A 22,638-nucleotide genomic window follows, 5' to 3' on the forward strand; every position below is an offset into this window, starting at 1 on the left:
CGCCGAGGGCGAGGCGACGGTCCGGCACGCGGCCGGGGGGCGGCCGGTGGACGGTGTCGCGCGCACCCGAGCCCGGCCCGCCGGACCGTAGCCTGCGGCGTCAGTCCGGGTGCGGGGCCGTGACGAGCCGCGCGAACAGGTCGGCGGCGGCGTCCAGGGTTTCCCGGTCACCGGTGACGAGCAGGTCCAGCAGCAGGCCCCGGGTGGCCGCCAGGGCGAGCCGGGCCCGCTGGCGGGCCTGCGCGGCGTCGAAGCCGAGCCGCACGAACAGGTCCTCGACGGGACCGGCCCACGCGGCGATGACCGTGGCCCGGAACGACTCGGTCCAGGCACGCCCGAACAGCGCCTGGGCGTAGATCTCGAAGAACAGCCGCTCCGCCGGGGCCAACGCCGGGTCGGCCAGGCGCCGCCAGTACCGCCGGCTCACCTCGACCGGGTCGTCCAGCCCGTCGGCGAGCGCGGTCAGCGCGGCCCGCTGCTCTGCCTCGGTGCGCCGGACGACCTCCGCGAGCAGGCCCTCCCGGCTGCCGAAGTGGTAGATGAGCATGCGGTGGCTGGTCCCCGTACCGGCGGCGATCTCGCGCAGGCTGAGCTGGCTGAACCCGCCCTCGGTCAGGAAGTCGACGCAGCGGTCGAGCAGCGCCGCGCGGGCGTCACCGGCCACCGGTGGCCGCCGGCCCGCCGCCGGCCGCCGCCGGGTCCTCGGCGGCCGCCGCCAGCCCGACCGCCTCCATCCGCACGTAGCGCCGGGTCTTCGCCGCGATCAGCAGCGCGACCAGCCCGGCGAGGGCACCGGTCTGCCGGATGCCGATGGTGATCCGGGCGGTGCCGTCCGGTTGGCGGTCGACCCGGTGGTACCCGACGGTGCGCACGCCGGGGGCCGTGGCCTCCCAGACGAACGAGGCGCCCTCCCGGACCTCGGCGACCCGCCACACGGTAGTCAGCAGGCCCGGTTGCCGGATCCGGAACCGGCTGCCCACCGCGAGCGCCGGACCGTCGAGCGGCTCCACCGAGGACATCGAGGCCGTCCATCGTGGATACGCCGTCACGTCGCGCACCGCCGCCCAGGCCCGGTCGGGGCCGACGGAGGTGGTGATCGTCTCCTCGTAGCTCATGTACCAGATGGTACATAGACGCCGGCGGTCACTCGAAGCGGGACGGGTCTCCGGCGCCCCGGCGCAGGATCTCCGGCTCCGGCTGCGACAGGTCGACCACTGTCGTCGGCTCCTTGCCGCAGTCGCCGGCGTCGAGCACGGCGTCGACCAGGTGGTCGAGCCGCTCCTTGATCTCCCAGCCCTGGGTCAGCGGCTCGGTCTCCCCCGGCAGGACGAGGGTGCTCGACAGCAGCGGCTCACCGAGCTCGGCCAGCAGCGCCTGGGCCACCGTGTGGTCGGGTACCCGCACGCCGACGGTGCGCTTGCGGGGGTGCAGCAAGCGGCGCGGCACCTCGCGGGTCGCCGGCAGGATGAACGTGTAACTGCCCGGCGTGCACGCCTTCACCAGCCGGAATACCGCGTTGCTCACCTTGACGAACTGGCCGAGCTGGGCGAAGTCGCGGCACACCAGCGTGAAGTGGTGCCGGTCGTCCAGCTGCCGGATCTCCCGGATCCGGTCCAGCCCGTCCCGGTTGCCCAGCTGGCTGCCCAGCGCGTAGCAGGAGTCCGTGGGGTAGGCGACCAGCCCACCGCCGCGGATCAGGTCGACGACCTGGCGCAGCGCCCGGGGCTGGGGGTTGTCCGGGTGCACGTCGTAGTACCTCGCCATCCACCGAGACTAGGCGCTTCCCGGCGGCCGTGCCCTCCCCCGGCCGGTCGGTGACCACCGCGGCCGGCACCGGACCCGGTCAGTACCTGCCACCACCGACCCGCGCGGCCACCCGGTCGTGCAGCGCGGCGAGCGCCGGGCTGACCGAGGCGGTGAGCGGCACCGGGTCGGCCAGCCGCCGCGCCGCCTCCGGCAGCCAGGCCAGGTCGGCGTCGAAGCGGGCGCGGGCGGCGCGGACCTCGCCGGCCGGGTCGGCCGGATCGAGGCGCCGGCCGCCGCGCATCACCGGTACCAGCAGCGGCTCGCGGCCGCCCGGCGGCGGTTCGTCGCGCAGCCCGACCACGTCGCCGCTGGCCCCGGTGGGGTCGCGGAAGACCTGCTTGGGCCCGGGCAGGGTGGCCTTGCCCGGGGAGAGCTTGAGCACCGGCCGGTCGCCGACGGCCACCAGCTTGTACGCGCTGTCCAGCGACGGTGCGTCGTAGGAGACGCCCATCCGGGTGCCGACGCCGTACCCGTCGATCGGCGCACCGGCCGCGACGAGCGCCGCGATGACGTCCTCGTCGAGGCTGCCGCTGGCCACGATCCGCGCCCGGCTCAGCCCGGCGTCGTCCAGGATCGCCCGGGTCTGCTTGGCCAGGGCGGCCAGGTCGCCGGAGTCGAGCCGGACGCCGAGCGGCCCGGTCAGGCCGAGTTCGGCGACGACCTCGACGGCGGCCCGGACGCCGGCCGGCGTGTCGTAGGTGTCGACCAGGAAGATCGGGTTCGTCGGGAAGTCGGTGGCGAACGCCCGGAACGCGGCGCGCTCGTCCAGGAACGCCTCGACGTACGAGTGGGCCATCGTGCCCGAGGGCTTGAGCCCGTAGCGCTTGGCGGCCTCGACGTGGCTGGTCGCGGCGAACCCGGCGATGGCCGAGGCCCGGGCCACCGCCGCCCCGGCCTCGATGCCGTGGGTACGGCGGAAGGCGAAGTCGATCAGCTGGGCCTCACCGGCGGCGAGCCGGCAGCGGGCGGCCTTGCTGGCGATCGTGGTCTGGAACGTGATCAGGTTCAGCACGCCGGTCTCCACGAGCTGCGCCTCGGCGAGCGGTGCGGTGATCTCCAGCAGCGGCTCGTCGGCGAAGACCACCCGCCCCTCCGGCACGGCCCGGACGTCGCCGGTGAACCGGATCCCGGCCAGCGCGCTCAGCGTCGGCTCGTCGAAGCCGCCGACCTCGCGCAGGTAGCCGAGGTCGGCGTCGTCGAACGCGAAGTTCTCCAGGAACGCCAGCGCGTCGGCCAGCCCGGCGGCCACCAGGAAGCCGCGCCGCGTGGGCAGGCGGCGGGCGAACAGGCTGAACGTGGCGGGTTCGACCATGCCGCGGCGCAGGTAGCTGGCCGCCATCCGCAGCTCGTACAGGTCGGTCCGCAATCCGGTCATGCCGCCTCCTCGACCACGCCACCACTGTGGCCGAGCGGGTGAGGTCGCGTACCGCGAACCGGAGAACCGGCGGCCGGGCGCGGGGCGCGGCGCCGGCCCGCTCAGCGCGCGGCGCGGTGGTGCCGCTCGGCGTGGGCGGCCGCGTCCTCGATCAGCCGGGCCAGCCGGACCGGATCGGCCAGCGTCGTGACGTGCCCGGCGCGCGGCAGCCGGATCAGCCGACCGTCGCGGCAGGCGGCCAGGTACGCCCGCTCGTCGGCGCGGAACGGGTCGCGGTCGCCGTTGACCAGCCAGACCGGGCCGGGATAGCCGGCCAGGGCAGCGAGCTGGTCGTGACCGGCGACCGCCGCGACCACCGCGGGCATCACCTCGCTGGACAGGCCGCCGGCGACGACCGCGTCCGCCGCCGGGCGCGGCAGGGCGCGGCGGAAGGCGTACGCGCTGAACCGGTTGGCCTGCTCGGGGAAGCGCGCGGCGAGCGCGGCCGCCCCGCGGTAGAGCCCGACGAGTCGCGCCGGCCGCGCGGTGCAACCGATGGCGACCAGCCCGGCCACCCGCTCCGGGAAGCGGCCGGCGGCGGCGATGCCGACGAAGCCGCCGAGCGACAGGCCGGCGAGCAGCGCCCGCCCGCCGAGGCGGTCGACGGCGTCGGCGACCGCCCCGGTCGCGGCGGCCATGGTGAAGGTCTCGCCGCGGCGGGCGCCGTGGCCGGGCAGGTCGAGCGCGAGCGCGGGCCGGTCGAGTTCGCCGACCACCGGCTCCCACATGGTGCGGCTGACGCGGATGCCATGGACGAGGACGACGGGCAGGGTCATCGGGCTCCCCCCTTCCAACGCAACGCAACGGTGCGTTGCGGTCCAGTAGACCACAACGCAACGGTGCGTTGCTATTCTGGTCGCCGTGGCCCCACGAAGACAGCAGGCGATCTTCGACAGCACGCTGACCCTCCTGGCCGAGAAGGGGTACGACGGCCTCACCATCGAGGCGGTGGCCGAGCGGGCCGGGGTGAACAAGACGACCATCTACCGGTGGTGGCCGTCCAAGGCCGCGCTGCTGGCCGACGCGCTCGTCGAGGCGCCGCTGCTCGACCTCCACACGCCGGACACCGGCACCCTGCGCGGCGACCTGACGGCGGCGGTGGGCGCCATCGTCGGGCTGCTCACCACGCCGCCCGCCGCGGACGTGGCCGTCGCGGCGCTCGCCGCCGCCGCCCACCGGGCCGAGCTGGCCTCGGCCACCCAGCGGTTCTTCGCCGACCGGCTGGCCCGCGAGCGCCCCATCTTCGAGCGGGCCGTCCGCCGGGGCGAACTGGACCCCGACGCCGACCCCATGACGATCATGGACGCGCTCGCCGGAGCCGTCTGGTGCCGCGCGGTGTTCCGGGGGCGCCCCGTCGACGACGCCTTCGTCGAGCGCACCGTGGCGATGGTCCTGCACGGCGTGGCCGGGTGACGGGCGGGACGCCGGGACCGGTGGCGTACTTCCGCCGAACGGAGCAGCACAAAGGGCGGCAAGCGGGGTAAGCAGCGCCGCGCGGGGATCCCGCGACGCAGGATCGGTTGCCGGCAGGAGCTGCTTGACGTGCGTACGTCCGAGGGGGCCGCGGTGGCCGCGCGGCGCGGGAGGACCCTCCCGCTGCTCACGCTGGCCGCCGTCCCGCCGGCGCTGGAGGCCGCCGTGCTGGCCGCGCTCAGCTTCTACTCCGCGCGGGGGCTGGCGCCGCAGGCCACCGCCGTCTGGCCGTACGACTCCTACCACGACCTGCGGTGGCTGCTGGTCTACCACAACTCCTGGTCGTCGTTCCTGCTCGGCCTGCTGGCGGTGACCGCGGTGCGCGGCCTGCTGTCGGCGTGGATGACCGGCCTCGCGTGGCCGGCGAACGCGCCGCGACCGTCGTACCGGTGGCTGATCCTGCGCAACATCGAGGTGGCCGCGCTCGCCACGGTGATCATCTCGCCGTGGGCCGCCCTCGCCGTGGCGTACTCGGCGGTCGCGCTGTCGTGGTACCTGCTGGCGTCGTTGCTGCCCATGCTGGTGCTGGCGCCGTTCCTGGTGCGCGGCGGCGTGGTCAGCCGGTGGTGGCGCGGGCTGCCCTCGGCGGCCCTGTTCGGCTGGTCGCTGCTCAACTTCCTGGTCCTCACCGTCGCCGGGGCGCTGATGTCGGCCGTGCCGCTGTGGTGGGGCGTGCCGGTCGCCGCCGCGGCCGGCGTGGCCAACGGGCTGCTCTGGCGGGGCACGGTCGCGGCCGCGGCACTCCAGGCCCCGGTGCGCCTGGGTCGGGTGCCCGTGGCGCCGTTGGCGATCGTCGTCACCATGGCCGGGTCGGTGGTCGCCGAGGCCGGCGTCGGCGTCGCGGCCGGCGGGCAGGGCGACTGGCGCGCTCCGGTGCTCTCCGAGCGCCTGGAGGACCGCATCCCGTACGCCGTCATCGCCATCGCCGGGCACGACTCCAGCTACGACGGCCGACCGGCGGTGGACCCCCGGGTGGAACGGTTCTCCTACCGGGGCCTGGACGAGCGGGAGCGCCCGCTGCCGTACCGGCCGCAGGACACGCACCGGTCGGTGGGCTCCAGCGCCGCGCTGCTCTCCCAGCACATCGACTCCCTGCAGCGGCGGACCGGCCGGCCGGTGGCGCTGCTCGGCGAGAGCGAGGGCGCCATGGTGGCCCGGATGTACCTGGAGCGGTGGCCCGAGTCACCGGTGGACGCCGTCGTCATGTTCAGCCCGCTGACCCGCCCCGGCCGGGTGTACTACCCGCCGGCCGGGTACGACGGCTGGGGCGTGGTGGCGGGATGGGAGCTGCGGCTGGTGGCGAAGCTGTCCAACCTCACCAAGCGGATCGACAGCAATCCGGACGAGCCGTTCGTCCGGTCGGTGCTCGCGGACGCGCCCTTCTTCCGCAACCGCACGCTGTGCCCGGTCGCCGGGGTGCGCATGATCGCGTTCCTGCCGACCGTCGCCGCCGTCGAGGCGCCGCCGGGCGAGTACTCCCGGATCCCCACCGTCGAGGTGCCGGGGCCGCACGCCTTCCCGCTCGACCAGGAGCTGGTGCGGGAGACGGTGCTGGACTTCCTGGCCAACGAGCCGGTCGACCGGCCCCGCCGGGAGTACCGGCTCTTCCAGCACCTGGGGGCCGCCTGGCAGGCGCCGCCCCTGGCCATCGGGCTCAACCCCATCTGGTCGGCGAACCGGGAGGGCGACCCGGCGTTCAGCGGGCGCATCTGCGAAGGCCGGTGACCGCCGGCCCGGCGGTCGGTCGGCGCCCGGTGGCCGCAGGGGTCAGCCGGCGCCCGGTGATCGCGGGCGGTCAGCCGGCGCCCGGGGTGAGCAGGCTGTCGAGGGCGACCGCGGGGTCGGCCAGCCGGTCGGGGTCGACCGGCCGCCGGGAGCGGATCAGTTCCTTGATCGGGTCGGTCACGTCCCACACGTTCACGTTCATGCCCGCCAGCACCCGCCCCCGGGCGGTCCAGAAGGCGACGAACTCGCCGCCGAGGTCGCCACGGACGACCACCCGGTCGTACGAGCCGGGCGGGGCGTGGCCGGTGTACTCCATGCCCAGCTCGTACTGGTCGGTGTAGAAGTAGGGCAGCCGGTCGTAGCTGACCGGCCGGCCGAGCATGCCGCGGGCGGCGGCCGGCCCCGAGTGCAGGGCGTTGGCCCAGTGCTCGACCCGGACCCGGGTGCCCAGCAGCGGGTGGTGGGCGTTGGCCAGGTCGCCGGCGGCCCAGATATGCGGGTCGCCGGTGCGCAGGGTGTCGTCGACGAGGACGCCGTCGTCGACCGCGAGGCCGGCCTGCTCGGCGAGGTCGGTGGCGGGCCGTACCCCGACGGCGACGACCACCAGGTCGGCGGGGAGGGCGGTGCCGTCGGCCAGCCGGACGGCGCTGACCCGACCCGTCCCCTCGAACTGCCGCACCTGGGCCCGGAAGCGGAAGGTGACCCCGTGGTCGCGGTGCAGGTCGGCGAAGACGGTGGCGAGCCGGTCGCCGAGCACCCGGTGCAGGGGCAGCTCGCCGACCTCGACCACGGTGACGGCGGCGCCGCGGGCCCGGGCGGCGGCGGCCACCTCCAGGCCGATCCACCCGGCGCCGACGATCACGACCTGTGCGCCGTCGACCAGCGCGGCGCCGAGCCGGTCGCTGTCGGCGAGGGTACGCAGCCGCAGCACCCCGTCGAGGTCCGCGCCGGGGACCGCCAGGGTGCGCGCCCGCGCCCCGGTGGCCAGCAGCAGGCTGGCGTAGCGCAGGCGCTGCCCGTCGGCGGTCTCGACCGTGCGCGACTCCCGGTCCAGCCCGGTCACCCGGGTGCCGGTACGCAGGTCGACGTGGTGTTCGGGGTACCAGCCGGCGTCGTGCACGTGGACGCTGTCCCGCCCGGCGGTGCCCAGCAGCAGGCCCTTGGAGAGCGCCGGCCGTTCATATGGGCGCTCGGCCTCCTCGCCGAGCAGGACGACGTCGCCGTCGTACCCCTCCTCGCGCAGGGTCTGGGCGGCCCGGGCCCCGGCCAGGCCGGCGCCGACGATCACGATCGGAGCTTGCTCGGTCACGGTTCCTCCTCGTGCGGGTCAGGCGCGGGCGCCGACGCCGGTCAGGGCAAAGAACTCGGCGCGCGAGCGCGGGTCGTCGCGCAGCGTGCCGAGCAGGGTCGAGGTGATGGTGGTGGCGCCGACCGCCCGCACCCCGCGCAGGGTCATGCAGAGGTGCTCGGCCTCGACCACCACACCGACCCCCTTCGGTCGCAGGTGGGCGGTGAGCCAGTCGGCGATCTGCCTGGTCAGCCGTTCCTGCACCTGCGGGCCGTGCGCGAAGAGCTCCACCACCCGGGCCAGCTTGGACAGCCCGAGGATCCGCCGGCCGGGCAGGTAGCCGACGTGGGCGACGCCGAGGAACGGCAGGAAGTGGTGTTCGCACACCGAGCGGATCGGGATGGCGCGGGCGACCACGAGTTCGTCGTAGCCCTCGTCGTTGTCGAAGGTGGTGAGCCGGAACTCGCGGGGGGTGAGCAGTTCGGCGTAGGCGCGGGCCACCCGGCCCGGCGTGTCGGCCAGCCCGTCGGCGTCGACGTCGACACCGAGGGCCGCGAGGAAGGCGGCCGCGGCCCGTTCGGCGGCGGCCAGGTCCCGGCCGGCCCGTGGTCGCAGCACCCGCAGCGGGCCCGGTTCGGCCTCGTCCGCCGGGACCGGCCGACCGTCGGTCGTGGACGCGGGGTCCATCAGGTCCATGTCGGCCACCCATCGTTTTCGCCAACCAATGTTGTCGTTAATCATGCTGGACCCCGCGCGGCGGAATTTCAATAGTGGACGCTGGTGATAATCTCGGTGGGTGCCGGACCGGTGGACCGCCGTGGCCGCGCTCGCCGATCCGTCCCGGCGGGCGCTCTACGACCACGTCCGCCACCAGGACCACCCGGTCACCCGGGAGGAGGCCGCGGACGCCACCGGGATCACCCGCGGGCTGGCCGCCTTCCACCTCGACAAGCTGGTCGACGCCGGCCTGCTGCGGGCCCGCTACCAGGCGCCGCCCGGCCAGCCCCGGGGTCGGGGCCGCAGTCCCAAGGTCTACGAGCCGGCCGGCGACGGACTCGCCGTCACCATCCCGGAGCGCCGCTACGAGCTGATCGCCGAGATCCTCGCCGACGCGGTCGCCGAGGACCCGACCCGGGCCGACGCCGCCGCGCACCGCCTCGCCGGACAGCGCGGCCGCGAGCTCGGCGCCGGCCTGGCCGCGGACGGGTGCGGGGTGCTGTCCGCGCTGGACGGGCTCGGCTTCGAGCCGCGCCCCGAGGGCGCCGGCCCGGCCGCGGGTGACCCCGCGCCGGCCGCACCGCGCCGGGTGCTGTTGCACAACTGCCCGTTCCACGCCCTGGCCACCCGGCACACCGCGCTGGTCTGCGGGCTCAACCACGCCTTCCTCACCGGGCTGCTCGACGGGCTGGGCGCGGCGGACGTCGCGGCCCGGCTGGCGCCCCGCCCCGGCGCCTGCTGCGTGGCGCTGGACCTGCCGTCCTGAGCCCCGGTCACGACGGCGGCAGCGGCAGCACGCTCTCCACGTGGTCCAGTTCGCGTTCCAGGACGCGCATGTCGGCGTCGGCCAGGCGGCCCGCGTCCCGCCAGGCGAGCAGCTCCTCCCGCTCGGCGGCGATCATCTCCCGCCGGACCCGCAGCGCGGCCCGGTACCGCTCGTCGGTCGGCAACATCTGGTCCTCGACCGCGGAGAGCAGCTCGACCCGGGCGGTGTAGCGCTGGTGGCGGACCTCGGCCGCCCGGCGCAGCGGGCCGGCGATCTCCCGTACGGCGGGATCGGCCGCGGCGAGCGACTCCAGCCGTTGCAGGGCGGCCTGCACGGCGGCGGCGCGCGCCTGGTTGCGGGTCAGCGCCCGGCTGACGTCGGTGCCGGGCAGCCGCAGCCGGCGCAGCAGCGGGGCGAAGGTCAACCCCTGGCCGATCAGGGTCACCAGCACCACCAGGTAGGCGCAGAACAGCAGCAGGTCCCGGGCGGGCGTGCTGGCGGGCAGGGTGAACGCCGCGGCGAGGGTGATCACCCCGCGGGTGCCGGCCCAGCTCAGCGCGAGCAGTTCCCGCCCGGACAGCGGCGGGTTGTCCGGGCGGGGGTCGCCGCCCAGCCGGGCGTGCATCCGGCTGGGCAGGTGCGCCGCCAGCAGCAGCCACAGCGGGCGCACCAGCAGCACCGTGCCGACGGTGACGGCGGCGGCGGTGACGACCGTGCTCACGTCGTAGTCGCGCAGGCCGCGGACGACCGCCGGCAGTTGCTGGCCGATGAGCACGAACACGTAGCCCTCGAGGAGGAACTCCACCAGGTGCCACACCGCGCGGGTCTGCAGGCGCGCCCGGCTGGACTGCAACGACGCGCTGCGGTGACCGAGCCACAGGCCGGCCACCACGACCGCGAGCACCCCGGAGACGTGCAGCTTCTCGGCCGCCAGGTAGGTGGCGAACGGGGTGCCGAGCGACAGCGCGTTGTCGATCAGCGGGTCGTTGACCTTCTTCCGGACCTGGGCGATGGCCGCGGCGATGACCAGGCCGACGACCAGCCCGCCGGCGGCCACGAAGAGGAACTCCCCCACCGCGTGGCCGAACGAGAACGCGCCGCCGACCGCGGCCGCGACGGCGACCTGGAGGATGGTCAGGGCGGTGGCGTCGTTGAGCAGCCCCTCCCCCTCGACCAGGGTGATCAGTCGAGGCGGCAGGCCGGCGCGCCGGCCGATGGACAGCGCCGCCACCGGGTCCGGCGGCGACACCGCCGCACCCACCGCGATGCCGACGCTCAACGGCACGGCGGCCACGGCCGCGCTCAGCCCGAACCCGACGGCGAGCGCGGTGACCAGCACCAGCGCCACCGACAGGCCGACCACCGTACGGGCGTTGGCGCGCAGCGCGGTCAGGCTCGACTGCAACGCGGCGGCGTAGAGCAGCGGCGGGATGACCAGGTAGAGCACGAACTCGGGATCGAGGGTCAGGTTCGGGCCGGGCAGGTAGCCGTAGCCGATGCCGGCGAGGACCAGCAGCACCGACGCCGGCAGGCCGCTGCGGTGGGCCACCGCGTTGGCGACCATCACCACCACCAGGCCGCCCAGCACCAGCGCCAGTACGGTCACCATCCGAGCCGATCCCTCCTGTCCGGTCGGCGAGCTGCGGCGTTCGCACCGGCGGCCGGGTCACCGGCCCACGCTCGCACGGGCGCGGGTCCCGGCCGGCGGACGACACGCCCGGTGCCCGACACCTGGTTGAAAGCGGCGGGCCCGTGGCGGATGCTGTGATGGCATCTACGTTCGCCGATATAGGAGGGTCGGATGCGCCGCCTGCCGATCGTCGTCCTCGTCCTGGCCACCCTGCTGCTCGGCGGGTCGCCCGCCGCCAACGCCGCCGCCCCCGACGCCGCGGCGGCGCTGGCCGGGATCCGTACCCCCGGCACCGCCTGGGGTGTCGACCCGGCCACCGGTCGGCCGACAGTCACCGTCGACGACAGCGTCACCGGCGCGGACCTCGCCGCCGTGCGCGCGACCGCCGCCCGGGCCGGCGCCGTGTTCCGGCACGAACCGGGGCGGCTGCGCATCCTCATCGCCGGCGGTCAGGCCGTCCACGGCAGCGGCGGCGGGCGCTGCTCGCTCGGCGCGAACGTGCGCAGCGGCAGCACCTACTACTTCGTCACCGCCGGGCACTGCACCGCGACGGCCGCCACCTGGTACGCCGACGCCGCGCACAGCACGGCGATCGGCTCCCGGGTCGGCAGCAGCTTCCCGGCCAACGACTACGGCCTGGTCCGCTACACCGGCCGGATCGCCCATCCCAGCGCGGTCTACACCCACCCCGGCCTGCTCACCGTCTACGGCGCCGGCACCGCGTACGTCGGGCAGGCGGTGTGCCGCAGCGGCGCCACCACCGGCGTCCGGTGCGGTCAGGTCACCGCCCTCAACCAGACGGTGAACTACGCCCAGGGCAGCGTGTCCGGCCTGATCCGCACCAACATCTGCGCCGAGCCCGGTGACAGCGGCGGCCCGCTCTACGTGGCGGCCACCGGCACGATCATCGGCATCCTCTCCGGCGGCAGCGGCAACTGCACCACCGGCGGCACCACCTACTACCAGCCGATCACCGAGGTGCTCGCCGCGTACGGCCTGACCATCCCCTGACCCGGACCGGCGCTGCCCGGTCGCGACATCACCCGCTTCCCCCGGCGCACCAGCGATAGTACGGTGACCAGTGGTGCGCCGGGAAGCCTGGTCGGCAGTCGTGACACGTCGTCGACCGGAGGCGCCGCATGGCCACCCCTGCCGTCCGCACCGAACACCTGACCAAGCGCTACGGGTCGCTGCTCGCCCTCGACGGGCTGGATCTCACCGTGCCGACCGGCGAGGTGTTCGGGTTCCTCGGCCCCAACGGCGCCGGGAAGTCCACCACCATCCGGCTGCTGCTCGGCCTGGCCCGGCCCACCGCCGGCCGTGCCTGGATCTTCGACACCGACGCCGGTGACGTCGCGGCCCACCACCGACTGGCCTACGTGCCCGCCGACGTCGCGCTGTGGCCGCAGCTCACCGGCGCGGAAACCCTCGAACTGCTCGCCGCCACCGGACCCGGCGTCGACCGCGCCTACCGCGACGAACTGGTCGACCGGTTCGCCCTCGACCCGTCCAAGCCGGGGCGGACGTACTCGACCGGCAACCGGCAGAAGGTCGCGCTGATCGCCGCGTTCGCCACCCGCGCGCCGCTGCTGGTCCTCGACGAACCGACCAGCGGCCTCGACCCCCTGATGGAGCGGGAGTTCCGCCGGGCCGTCCGGCACGCCCGCGACCGGGGCCAGGCCGTCTTCCTCTGCTCCCACCAGCTCGCCGAGGTCGAGGCGGTCTGCGACCGGGTCGCGATCCTGCGCGCCGGCCGGTTGGTGGACGTTGCCGGCGTGCCCGAGCTGCGCCGGCTGCACCGCACCGAGGTGACCGCCCGCTTCACCGGCCCCGCGCCCGACCTGCGCGGCCTCGCCGGAGTCGACGTCCTCGCGGAGGACCCGGAGCTGCTGCGGCTCACCCTGACCGGGCCACCCGCGCCGGCCCTGCGCGCCCTCGCGGCCGCCGAGATCACCGCCCTCACCGTGCGCGAGCCGGGCCTGGAGGAGATCTTCCTCGACTACTACGGCGAGGCGGACCGGTGACCGCCACCACGTACCCCGCCACCACCACCCGCCCCGGCCGTGGGCCCGGCGCGGCCGGCCGCGCCGCCACCCGACTCGCGGTACGCCAGGTCCGCCGCTCGGCTCTCGTCGTGGTGGCGCTGACGGTCGGCATGTCGACGCTGGTCGCCGCCACCTACGCCAGCACGGTCGGCGACGGGCTGGACGCGGGTTCGCTGGCCGCGCTGGCCCGCAACCCCGCGGTCCGCACCCTGTTCGGCGAGCCGGCCGCCCTCGACACCGCCGGCGGCTTCACCGCCTGGCGCACCGGCACCGTGCTGGCCGTCCTGCTGTCGGTCTGGGGCCTGCTCGCCACCACCCGGATCACCCGCGGCGAGGAGGAGACCGGCCGCTGGGACCTGCTGCTCGCCGGCCGGCTGACCCCGGCGGGGATGCTCGGCCGGCATCTCGCGGTGCTGGTCGCCACGTTGGCCGGGACCGGGATCGCGCTCGCCGCGGCGCTCACCGCCGCCGGCACGCCGGTTCCCGGAGCCGCACTGCACGCCACCGGCCTGGCCCTGGTCGGCGCCTACGCCGTCGCGACCGCCGCCCTGGCCGCCCAGGTTTTCCCCACCCGGGCCGGCGCCACGGCGGGCACCCTGGCCCTGCTGGGCGTCGCCCTGCTGGCCCGGATGGTGGGCGACGGCGTCGCCCCGCTCGGCTGGCTGCGCTGGCTGCCCCCGTACGGCCCGCTCGCGCTGACCCGCCCGTACCAGGACGACCGGTGGGCGCCGCTGGCCGTGGTCGCCGTCACCACCGTGGCCCTGGCCGGCGCCGCGCTCGCCCTGGCCGGCCGGCGGGACGTCCGGGACGGGCTGCTGCGCACCACCACGGGTCGGCCGCCCCGGCTGCGGCTGCTCGGCTCGGTCGAAGCCTTCGCCGTCCGGCGGGTGCTACGGCCGCTCGCCGGCTGGTCCGCCGGGATCGGCGCGTACTTCCTGCTGATCGGGCTGCTCGCCGACTCGATGACCGCCTTCCTCACCGAGAACCCCCGCTTCGCCGATCTGGCCGCGCAGGCAGGCTTCGCCGGTCTCGGCACCGTCCGGGGCTACGCGGCCACCCTGTTCGCCCTGCTCGCCATCCCGGTCGGCGCGTTCGCCGCGGTCCGGCTCGCCGCGTTCGCCGCCGCCGAGACGGGCGGACGGCTGACCCTGCTCCAGGCCGGCCCGAACAGCCGGACCCGGCTGCTCGCCGCCGAGGCGATGACCACTGCCGCCGGGGTCGCCGTCCTGGTCACCGTCGCGGCGGTGGCGACCTGGCTGGGTGCGGTCACCGTCGATGCGGACCTGTCGCTACGCGCGGCGCTCGCCGGCACCTGGAACGTCGTCCCGCTGGCGCTGCTCAGCCTCGGCGCCGCGGTACTCGCGCTCGGCGGGGGCACCCGGGCGGTGGCCGCCCTGGGCATGCTGCCGACGGCCGGCGGGTTCCTGCTCGAAGTGCTCGCGGACAGTCTGGCGGCGCCGAGCTGGGTGAGCCGGCTGTCACCGTACGCCCATCTGTCAGCCGTGCCGGAGGCGGCGCCGGACCAGCCGGCGGCGGCCGTCATGCTCGCCCTGACCGGCGCTGCCCTGGCGATCGGCGCCTGGGGCTACCGCCGCCGCGACCTGCGTCCGTGAGCGGCGACCCCACCGGGTGGCGTCGGTCCGGACGCACGGATCCGGCTGCGCTACGACCCGGACGATCCGGCCGGCCGGGTGGCCGACGCCCACGACGACGCGGCCGTCGTCATGCGATGGATGCTCGTGGTCGGTGGCGGGGCGCTGCTGACCACGACCGGGTGGGCGATGTGGCGACTGCCGGACCGCCCGGGTCGGTGACGCTCCCGCGGGACCGGACGCCCGGCACTCGGCTCAGCGGATGTCCGGCCGGTCCGGGTCCGGGTCGTAGACGTCCGGCACCCCGTCGTGGTCGCGGTCGACCGCCTCCGCCTCGCACACCTGCCGGTGCACCCGGCTGCGGGCGCGCAGCACCACCGAGGCGAGCAGGGCGGAGAGCAGGGAGCCGGCGAGCACGGCGACCTTGACGTGGTCGTCGCGTTCGCTGCCCGGCCCGAAGGCCAACTCGCCGACCAGCAGCGAGACGGTGAAGCCGATGCCGCCGAGCAGCGAGAGACCGAGCGCGTCGAGCCAGTTGAGCCCCTCCTCCGGGTCGGCCCGGGTGAACCGGGAGATCAGCCAGGTCGCGCCCAGGATGCCGATCGGCTTGCCGACGACCAGCCCGACCACGATGCCGAGCGCGACCCGGTCGGTCAGCGCGGTGGTCAGGCCGGTCAGGCCGCCCACCGCGACCCCGGCGGAGAAGAACGCGAAGACGGGCACCGCCACGCCGGCCGAGATCGGCCGGAACCGGTGCTCGAAGTGCTCGGCCAGGCCGGGACCGGCGTCCGGCCCGCCGGCGGCCTCGCTGCGGCGCACCGGAACGGTGAAGGCCAGCAGCACCCCGGCCACGGTGGCGTGCACCCCGGACTCGTGCATCAGCACCCAGGTCGCCACGGCCAGCGGCAGCAGCAGCCACCAGGACCGGACCCGCCGCTGGACCAGCAGGCCGAAGATCACCAGCGGGACCAGGGTGCCCAGCAACGGCAGGATCGACAGGTCGGTGGTGTAGAAGACGGCGATGATCACGATGGCGATCAGGTCGTCGACGACCGCCAGGGTGAGCAGGAAGGTCCGCAGCGCCGGTGGCAGGAAGCGGCCGACCACGGCCAGCACCGCCAGGGCGAAGGCGATGTCGGTGGCCGTCGGGATCGCCCACCCCCGGCCCGCGCCGGCACCGGCGATCAGGACGTAGAGCAGGGCTGGCACCAGCACCCCACCGAAGGCCGCGGCCACCGGCACCGCCGCCCGCCGCGGGTCCCGCAGGTCCCCCGCGACGAACTCGCGCTTGAGTTCCAGCCCGGCGACGAAGAAGAAGATCGCCAGCAGGCCGTCCGCAGCCCAGGTGCCCAGGCTGAGGTCGAGGTGCAGCGCGGCCGGGCCGAGCCGGAGGTCCCGCAGTGCCTGGTACTGCTCGGTCCAGGGCGAGTTCGACCAGATCAGGGCCAGCAGCGCCCCGACGAGCAGGAGGGCCCCGCCCACGGTCTCCCGCCGCAGGATCTCGGAGATGCGGCTGGTCTCGGCCCAGGAACGGCGGGCGAACAGGCTGGTACGGCGCCGAGTGGCGTCGGTCACGGAAGCTCCTCGTCGGCAGGGGTCGCGTCATCCATCGCCGACCAGACTTCCCGGCACACCAGAGCCACAACGTTATCCGCTGCCGGCGCGAACGCGTACGGCGGACGCCACGGCGGGCCTCTAGTACCCGGCGGCGGCCCGCCGAACCATCCGCCGCGCCTCGTCGCCCGGTACGCCGGTGGCGCGCAGCAGGTCGTTGGCGGCGGTGCGCAGTTGGGAGACCACGATGGTGCCGGAGAAGCCCATCTCCTGCCGGCAGGCCGCGCCGGCCTCCCGTACCGCCTGCACCACCCGCTCGCGCGCCCGCACCGGTTCCTCGGCAGCCAGAAAAGCGCGGTGCAGCATCCGCACGGCCTCGCCGAAGCGCTCCACGGCGGCGGGCAGGTCGGCGGGCACCGGTTCCTCGTCGCGCAGGGTGGTGCCGATCCGGCGCACCATGGCCCGGCTGTTGCGGAAGGCCCGGTCCATGTGCTCGACACCCCGCCCGTAGGCGGCCAGCGTCCGGCGGCGGCGCCAGCGCACCGGAGAGAACCGGACGACCTCCTCGGCGGCGGTCACCGCCTCGCTGAGCTGCCGCAGTTGCGGCTCGGTGGCACGCATCCGGTCCAGCACGCCCTGCGCGGCGTGCGGGTCGGCCCGCGCCAGGGCCTGCGCCGAGGCAGTCATCTGCCGGGCGAAGGTGTCCAGCGCCGGATCCGCCACCCGGCGTACGGTGCGCAGCGGGTTCAACGGGGCCAGCACCAGCACCACCAGCAGGCCGACCGCTCCCCCGACCAGCGCGTTGAGGGTCCGGGGCAGTTCCAGGTCGGGCGACATGGGCGTGAGCGTGGCGACCAGCACCGCGGTACCGCCGGCCTGGGTCATCAGCGCGCCGGTGCCCCGGACCACCGCCGCCGCCGTGATGGCAAGGAACACGATGACGCCGGTCTGCCACGGCCCGGTGCCGAGCAGCCCGATCAACCCGTCACCCACCGCGATGCCGAGGACCACGCCGACGATCAGCTCCACGGTGCGCCGCGTCCGGTTGCCCAGGGCGGCCACGATCACACCGACCGCCGCCGCCGGCGCGAACGTCGGATCCGGGTTCTGCAGCACCTCCCGGGCTACTACCCAGGCCAGCGCCGCGGCGAGACCGGCCTGCACGGCCAGGATGAGGTACGTCCGCAACCGGCGGTAGCTCGCCTCCGCGGCGTCACCGAGCCGAGCGCGTAGTGCGGTTCCCACCTCTCCGACCACCGTCGAGCGCATCACCGGGCATACCCGGGCTCTGCCGGCGGGAACCTCCCTGCGGTCAGCCGGGATGGGCCATGGTGCCGGTGAGGGCCACCACGCCCGGCAGCCGGGTGTCCTGCCGGAGGAACTGCACCACCACCGGCACCGGCGAGCGCAGCACGCACCCGTACGGCCGGTCCAGCCGTACCGCCTCGGGGTCGATCAGGTCGTTGACCCGGACGTGCCGGATGCGCCGGGCACCGACCAGGATCCGGTACGGGCCGACCGGGTCCGCGTCCTCGTAGTAGAAGTCCAGGCCGACCTCGGCGTCCCGACCGGTGGCGTTGAGCACGCAGAGCTGGTCGAAGCCGGTGAACTCCGGTTCCGGCCCGTGGCTCGGAAACGGCACGTGCCCGCCGGGCACCACCCAGATCCGCGCGCCGATCTCCGGTATCACCCCTCCTCCAGCAACCGGGCCTGGTCGGGGCCGAGGAACACCCCGTCCGGGTCGAGTCGCCGCCGCAACGCCTGGAAGTCGTCCCAGCGCGGGTACAGGGGGCGCAGCTCGCGGGCGGTCAGCCAGTGCTTCTTGCCCCAGTGCGGCCGGCCGCCGTACTGCCGGAAGACCGCCTCCACGTCCCGGAAGTACTCCTCGTGGGGCAGCGAGGTGTTCTGCAGGCAGGCGATGGTGGTGGTGGGCCGGCCGTACGCGTTGCTGAGCCAGATGTCGTCGGCGGCGATGCTGCGTACCAGCACCCGCCACCCGACGGTCCGGCGGTGCCGCTCCCGGATCCGCCGCCGGACCTCCGCGAAGCAGGCCGGGAACGCCTCCGCCGGCAGCATGTACTCGATCTCCTCGAACCGCAGCTCCCGGTGCCGGGGGATGGTGCGGTGCGTCGGTCCGACCTGGACCTCCCGGGGTCGCGCCCACGGGTCCGACCCGGACACCCGGGGCAGGGCCCAGACCCGCTCCTCGGGTGTCTCGTCGGCCCGGTTCATCACCCGGATCTGGGTCTGGTCGCTGCGCGGGTACCAGTAGAAGTCCATGTTGCGGTTGGTGTGCTGCAACTCCGCGAGGTGGTCGAGGGTCCACTCGATGGGCGCGCACCAGGACCGCCGGTGCAGGTCGTAGCGGGGCTGCACCTCGAGGGTGACCCGGGTGACCACGCCCAGGACGCCGAGGGACAACCGCACCGCCGGCAGGAGTTCCGGGTTGCTGTCCGCGCCGACGTCCAGGAGCTCGCCCGTGCCGGTGACCAGCCGGACGCCGGCCACCTGGGTGGACAGGTTCCCGAAGCCGAGGCCGGTGCCGTGGGTGCCGGTTGCCGTCGCCCCGGCGATGGACTGGTAGTCCACGTCGCCGAGGTTGTCCATCGCCAGACCGGCGTCGTACAGGCCCTCCCCCAGCGTCTTCAGCTTGGTGCCCGCCCACACCGTGGCCAGACCGGCCCGGTCGGAGATCACTCCGGCCATCCGGTCCAGGCTGAGCAGGATGCCGTCGGTCCGGACCAGCGGACTCGACGAGTGCCCCGAGCCCACCGGGCGGACCGTGGTCCCGTCCTGCCGGGCCCGCCGCACGAGGGCGCGGACCTCGTCCTCGTCGTCCGGTTCGGCGTACCGGGCCGGCGTGAAGACCAGGCTGCCGGACCAGTTGACGAACTCGTGTCCCACGACCCTTCCTCCCCCGACCGGACGCGGTGGCGTACCCGCCGCCGCCGGGGGTAGTCACCGGCATGACCCACCCGCCCGCGCCGCCCATGCCGGGAAGCCACCATGGCTGAGCTGGGCTGGGGCCTGCTGGCGCTGGTGGCCTGGCTGGCGACGGGACTGGTCACCGCGGCGGTCTTCGTCACCCGCGGCGGGCACCGCAACCTGCTCTGGTACCTCGTCGGCGGGCTGCTCGGCCCGCTGTTCGTCCCGATCGCCGTCGAGCGCGGCCGGGCCGCTCCGCAGCGGATCGACGTCCGCTCCCGGGCGCCGGCACCCACCCGGCCCGGCCTGCGGGTGCTGGTCGGCCTGGACGGCTCGCCCGACTCCGACCGGGCGCTGCGCGCCGTCGCCCACGCGCTGACCGGGACCACCAGCGAGCTGGTGCTGGTCACCGTCACCGACCCGGATCTGGTCGATCTGGAGGCGGACGCGGAGCGCCAGCGGGCCCGGCGGATGCTGGACGAGGTCGCCCGCACCCTGCCGGACGGGCTGGGCGACGCGAGCACGGAGATCGTCGCCGGCCATCCGGCGGACGCCATCCTGGCCGTCGCCGACGCCCGCGACGTGGACCTGCTGGTGATCGGACGGCGGGGGCACGGGCTCGACGAGAAACTGCTCGGCAACGTGGCGGAGGACCTGGCCCACCGCAGCAGCCGCGCGGTCCTGCTCGGCAGCCTGCCCGACCGGTGAGGAGCATCGTTTCCCCGCGCCACGGACGGGTAGCCCGCACCCGGCGGAGCACCGACGGCGGGAGGAGCACATGCCGCTCTTCGGCTTCCACGCCTCGCACGAGCAGTTCGCGCCGAGCACGCTGCTGCGGCTGGTCGAGGCGGCGCGCACGGCCGGCTTCACCCGCGCGATGTGCTCGGACCACTTCGCCCCGTTCGGTGCGGAGCAGGGCCACTCCGGGTTCGCCTGGTCCTGGCTGGGGGCGGCGCTGGCCCGTACCGACCTGCCGCTGGGCGTGGTGAACGCGCCCGGCCAGCGCTACCACCCGGCCATCGTCGCGCAGGCCGCGGCCACCCTGGCGGAGATGTTCCCGGGACGGTTCTGGCTCGCGCTCGGCAGCGGTCAGGCGCTCAACGAGCACATCACCGGCGACCGGTGGCCGGCCAAGCCGGAACGCAACGCCCGGCTGCGGGAGTGCGTCCAGGTGATCCGCGCGCTGTTCGCCGGCGAGTGCGTCGACCACCGGGGGCTGGTCACCGTCGACCGGGCGGTGCTGTGGTCGCGGCCGGCGCAGCCGCCACCGGTGTACGCGGCGGCGGTCACCCCGGAGACCGCTCGCTGGGCCGGTTCCTGGGCGGACGGGCTGATCACCATCAACCAGGGAGTCGACGGGGTACGGCGGGTGGTCGACGCGTACCGGGACGGCGGGGGTGGCGGACCGGTGCTGCTGCAGGTGCACCTGTCCTGGGCCGCCGACGAGGAGACCGCCCTGCGGGTGGCCCACGAGCAGTGGCGTACCGCCATCCTCGGCAGCGACCTCGGCTGGGACCTCGCCACTCCGGCCGATTTCGCCGCGGCCACCGCCTACGTCCGCCCGGAGGACATGCGGGAGCACGTGCTGGTCTCCAGCGACCCCGGTCGGCACGCGCACTGGTTGCGCGAGTACGCCGACCTGGGCGTGGACGAGATCTTTCTGCACCACGTCGGGCGGGACCAGGACCGGTTTCTGGAGGTCTTCGGCTCCCAGGTGCTGCCGGAGCTGCCATGAGCGGGCGTCAGCGAGCGGACCATCAGCTCAGCGCGTTGGTGCCGCATCACGGCACGGAGCGAAGCGGAGTGCCGACATGAGCTTTCCGCCCGTCGACTCGTACGCCTTCCTCTCCGACACCCACACCGCCGCGCTGGTCGCGCCGGACGGGACGGTCGAGTGGCTCTGCGTACCGCACTTCGAGGGCGACGCCGTCTTCGCCCGGCTGCTCGACCGTCAGGTCGGCGGTGCCTTCTCGCTCACCGTCGACGGCTGCCCCGCGCCGGCCCGCCGGTACCTGCCGGACACCCTGGTGCTGCACACCGAGTACGACGGCCCGGGCGGCCGGGCCGTCGGACGGGACTTCCTCGCCGTCGCGCCGGGCGACGCGGCCCAACCGATCCGGGCCGGCAAGGTGCTGGTCCGCCAACTGACGGCCGAGCGCGGTGCGGTGCGGCTGGCGGTGCGGATCGTCCCGCGACCCGGCTACGGCGCCCGGAGCACCGGCTGGACCCGGGTCGACGGCCGGTGGCACGCCTCCGGGGTCCCGCTGCGGATCGGCGCCGACCTGCCGCTCGTGGCGGACGGGACGGCGCTGACCGCCGACCTGGAGCTGCCCGCCGGCCGGACGGTCACCATCCTGCTCCACTACGGCGACGGCGACGACGCGGGACCGGCGGCGCAGGACCCGACCGTCCTGCTCGACCAGACCTGCCGCACCTGGCGGGACTGGTCCGGCCGCAGCGACTACACCGGCTTCGCCGCCGACGCCGTCCGGCGCAGCGCCCTGGTGCTGCGCGGCCTGTCGTTCGACGAGACCGGCGCGCTGCTGGCCGCCGCCACCACCGCGCTGCCCGAGGAGATCGGCGGGGTGCGCAACTGGGACTACCGGTACACCTGGCACCGGGACGCGGCCCTGCTGCTGCTCGCCCTGTTCCGGCTCGGTCATGCCGAGGAGGGCCGGCGGTACCTGCGCTTCCTGCTGGACATCTGCGCCACGCGGGCGGACCCGCTCGCCCCGCTCGTCGGCATCCACGGCCACACGACCACCGAGCGGGAACTGCCGCACCTGTCCGGCTACGCCGACTCGCGGCCGGTCCGCACCGGCAACGAGGCCGCCGACCAGGTCCAGTTCGACACCTACGGTCACATCCTCGACGCGGCCCTGGTCTACCAGCAACTCACCGGCGACCTCACCGGCGACCAGTGGGGGCTGCTGCGGTGGCACGTCGACACCATGGCCCGGCGGTGGCGAGAACCCGACCACGGCGCCTGGGAGATCCGCGGCCCGCGCCGGCACTACGTCAACTCGAAGGTGATGACCTGGGTCTGCCTCGATCGGGGCGTTCGCCTGGCCGATCTGCTCGACGACCGCACCGCCGCCGTCGACCGCTGGCGGCAGGCCCGCGACGACCTGCACGCCGAGGTCCTCGACCGCGGTTTCGACGAGTCGGTGGGCAGCTTCGTGCTGGCGTACGGCAGCAGCGAACTCGACGCGGCCCTGCTGCGGATCCCCCTGGTCGGCTTCCTCCCCGCCGACGATCCGCGGATGCTCGCCACCATCGACCGGATCCGCCAGCGGCTCGCCATCGGCCCGGCCCTGATCCGCCGGTACCGCGCGGACGACGGCCTGCCCGGCGCGGAGGGGGCATTCCTGCTCTGCTCGTTCGAACTGGTCTCCGCCCTCGCGCTGGCCGGCGAGCGGAAGCCGGCACGGCAGCTCTTCGACCAGCTCAGCGCGTACGCGGGGCCGCTGGGCTTCTACTCCGAACAGCTCGCCGCCGACGGGACCGCGCTGGGCAACTATCCCCAGGCGTTCACCCACCTCGCCCTCATCGAGGCGGCCCTGAACCTGGACGCCGCCGGCGACCGGGACGCCCTGCACGCCTGGGCCGAGCGCTCGCGGCGGATGCCGGCGGGTCGTCCCGCCGGGCGGTGACCGGGACGCCGATCCGGAGCGGGCTCGGGCCACCGCCGGCGGCTCGGCGT

At 75.2% G+C, this 22,638-nt stretch carries 21 protein-coding genes; 9 read left to right on the forward strand and 12 right to left on the reverse strand.

Annotation, left to right across the window (positions count from 1 at the left end):
* Positions 1 to 100: 100 nt before the first annotated feature.
* The 5 genes from Q3W71_RS25665 to Q3W71_RS25685 form a co-directional block, all read right to left on the reverse strand.
* Entirely contained in the window at positions 101 to 664 is a 564-nt protein-coding gene (locus Q3W71_RS25665; RefSeq protein ID WP_302922020.1) for a TetR/AcrR family transcriptional regulator, read from the reverse strand.
* On the reverse strand, positions 654 to 1,115 hold the full coding sequence (locus Q3W71_RS25670; protein ID WP_302922021.1) for an SRPBCC family protein: 462 nt from the start codon (positions 1,113 to 1,115) through the stop codon (positions 654 to 656). Before Q3W71_RS25670 ends, Q3W71_RS25665 begins: the two co-directional genes overlap by 11 nt.
* A gap of 28 nt (positions 1,116 to 1,143) precedes the next feature.
* Positions 1,144 to 1,764, reverse strand: a complete 621-nt coding sequence (locus Q3W71_RS25675; protein ID WP_302922022.1) for an L-threonylcarbamoyladenylate synthase — start codon at positions 1,762 to 1,764, stop codon at positions 1,144 to 1,146.
* A 79-nt stretch (positions 1,765 to 1,843) separates the two neighbouring features.
* Positions 1,844 to 3,181 (reverse strand): nicotinate phosphoribosyltransferase, encoded by a 1,338-nt coding sequence (locus Q3W71_RS25680; protein WP_302922023.1) that lies wholly within the window; start codon positions 3,179 to 3,181, stop codon positions 1,844 to 1,846.
* A 101-nt stretch (positions 3,182 to 3,282) separates the two neighbouring features.
* Complete coding sequence (locus Q3W71_RS25685) at positions 3,283 to 3,996, reverse strand: alpha/beta fold hydrolase (RefSeq protein ID WP_302922024.1); 714 nt, start codon at positions 3,994 to 3,996, stop codon at positions 3,283 to 3,285.
* Positions 3,997 to 4,081: 85 nt separating this feature from the next.
* Here Q3W71_RS25685 and Q3W71_RS25690 point away from each other — a divergent pair, with 85 nt between their 5' ends.
* Both Q3W71_RS25690 and Q3W71_RS25695 read left to right on the forward strand, forming a co-directional pair.
* A complete protein-coding gene (locus Q3W71_RS25690; RefSeq protein WP_302922025.1) occupies positions 4,082 to 4,633 on the forward strand; it encodes a TetR/AcrR family transcriptional regulator in 552 nt (183 codons plus the stop codon).
* Positions 4,634 to 4,762: 129 nt separating this feature from the next.
* Positions 4,763 to 6,418 carry a hypothetical protein gene (locus tag Q3W71_RS25695; RefSeq protein ID WP_302922026.1) on the forward strand — a complete coding sequence of 552 codons (1,656 nt, stop codon included), beginning with the start codon at positions 4,763 to 4,765 and terminating at the stop codon, positions 6,416 to 6,418.
* Positions 6,419 to 6,488: 70 nt separating this feature from the next.
* On the opposite strand, the gene Q3W71_RS25700 is transcribed toward Q3W71_RS25695, so the two are convergent.
* Positions 6,489 to 7,727 carry an NAD(P)/FAD-dependent oxidoreductase gene (locus tag Q3W71_RS25700; protein ID WP_302922027.1) on the reverse strand — a complete coding sequence of 413 codons (1,239 nt, stop codon included), beginning with the start codon at positions 7,725 to 7,727 and terminating at the stop codon, positions 6,489 to 6,491.
* Between the two features lie 18 nt (positions 7,728 to 7,745).
* Complete coding sequence (folE, locus tag Q3W71_RS25705; RefSeq protein ID WP_302922028.1) at positions 7,746 to 8,402, reverse strand: GTP cyclohydrolase I FolE; 657 nt, start codon at positions 8,400 to 8,402, stop codon at positions 7,746 to 7,748.
* 100 nt (positions 8,403 to 8,502) lie between these two features.
* Here folE and Q3W71_RS25710 point away from each other — a divergent pair, with 100 nt between their 5' ends.
* Positions 8,503 to 9,189, forward strand: a complete 687-nt coding sequence (locus tag Q3W71_RS25710; protein ID WP_302922029.1) for a metalloregulator ArsR/SmtB family transcription factor — start codon at positions 8,503 to 8,505, stop codon at positions 9,187 to 9,189.
* Positions 9,190 to 9,196: 7 nt separating this feature from the next.
* On the opposite strand, the gene Q3W71_RS25715 is transcribed toward Q3W71_RS25710, so the two are convergent.
* Positions 9,197 to 10,798: a Na+/H+ antiporter gene (locus Q3W71_RS25715; RefSeq protein WP_302922030.1), complete on the reverse strand. Its 1,602-nt coding sequence runs from the start codon at positions 10,796 to 10,798 to the stop codon at positions 9,197 to 9,199.
* A 192-nt stretch (positions 10,799 to 10,990) separates the two neighbouring features.
* Here Q3W71_RS25715 and Q3W71_RS25720 point away from each other — a divergent pair, with 192 nt between their 5' ends.
* From Q3W71_RS25720 to Q3W71_RS25730, 3 genes are all read left to right on the forward strand, one after another.
* A complete protein-coding gene (locus Q3W71_RS25720; protein WP_302922031.1) occupies positions 10,991 to 11,830 on the forward strand; it encodes a S1 family peptidase in 840 nt (279 codons plus the stop codon).
* Positions 11,831 to 11,958: 128 nt separating this feature from the next.
* The gene (locus Q3W71_RS25725) at positions 11,959 to 12,843 is read left to right on the forward strand and encodes an ABC transporter ATP-binding protein (RefSeq protein ID WP_302922032.1); all 885 of its coding nucleotides are present in this window, start codon (positions 11,959 to 11,961) and stop codon (positions 12,841 to 12,843) included.
* Positions 12,840 to 14,477, forward strand: coding sequence for a hypothetical protein (locus tag Q3W71_RS25730; RefSeq protein ID WP_302922033.1), 1,638 nt, complete (start codon positions 12,840 to 12,842; stop codon positions 14,475 to 14,477). Before Q3W71_RS25725 ends, Q3W71_RS25730 begins: the two co-directional genes overlap by 4 nt.
* Before the next feature lie 234 nt (positions 14,478 to 14,711).
* Here the strand turns inward: Q3W71_RS25730 and nhaA are convergent, their stop codons facing one another.
* From nhaA to Q3W71_RS25750, 4 genes are all read right to left on the reverse strand, one after another.
* A complete protein-coding gene (gene nhaA, locus Q3W71_RS25735) occupies positions 14,712 to 16,031 on the reverse strand; it encodes a Na+/H+ antiporter NhaA (protein ID WP_302922034.1) in 1,320 nt (439 codons plus the stop codon).
* Between the two features lie 120 nt (positions 16,032 to 16,151).
* Positions 16,152 to 17,255: an FUSC family protein gene (locus Q3W71_RS25740; protein ID WP_302922035.1), complete on the reverse strand. Its 1,104-nt coding sequence runs from the start codon at positions 17,253 to 17,255 to the stop codon at positions 16,152 to 16,154.
* Between the two features lie 67 nt (positions 17,256 to 17,322).
* The gene (locus Q3W71_RS25745; protein ID WP_302922036.1) at positions 17,323 to 17,700 is read right to left on the reverse strand and encodes a sensory rhodopsin transducer; all 378 of its coding nucleotides are present in this window, start codon (positions 17,698 to 17,700) and stop codon (positions 17,323 to 17,325) included.
* Positions 17,697 to 18,914, reverse strand: coding sequence for a D-arabinono-1,4-lactone oxidase (locus Q3W71_RS25750; RefSeq protein ID WP_302922037.1), 1,218 nt, complete (start codon positions 18,912 to 18,914; stop codon positions 17,697 to 17,699). Before Q3W71_RS25750 ends, Q3W71_RS25745 begins: the two co-directional genes overlap by 4 nt.
* 102 nt (positions 18,915 to 19,016) lie before the next feature.
* Between Q3W71_RS25750 and Q3W71_RS25755 the strand changes: the two genes are divergently transcribed.
* From Q3W71_RS25755 to Q3W71_RS25765, 3 genes are all read left to right on the forward strand, one after another.
* Positions 19,017 to 19,643 carry a universal stress protein gene (locus Q3W71_RS25755; protein ID WP_302922038.1) on the forward strand — a complete coding sequence of 209 codons (627 nt, stop codon included), beginning with the start codon at positions 19,017 to 19,019 and terminating at the stop codon, positions 19,641 to 19,643.
* Between the two features lie 70 nt (positions 19,644 to 19,713).
* Positions 19,714 to 20,670, forward strand: a complete 957-nt coding sequence (locus Q3W71_RS25760) for a TIGR03885 family FMN-dependent LLM class oxidoreductase (protein WP_302922039.1) — start codon at positions 19,714 to 19,716, stop codon at positions 20,668 to 20,670.
* 76 nt (positions 20,671 to 20,746) lie between these two features.
* Positions 20,747 to 22,588, forward strand: a complete 1,842-nt coding sequence (locus Q3W71_RS25765) for a glycoside hydrolase family 15 protein (protein WP_302922040.1) — start codon at positions 20,747 to 20,749, stop codon at positions 22,586 to 22,588.
* Positions 22,589 to 22,638: the final 50 nt, after the last annotated feature.

Origin of the sequence: Micromonospora sp. C28SCA-DRY-2 (genome assembly GCF_030519475.1) — a bacterium.
Lineage (GTDB): Bacteria > Actinomycetota > Actinomycetes > Mycobacteriales > Micromonosporaceae > Micromonospora.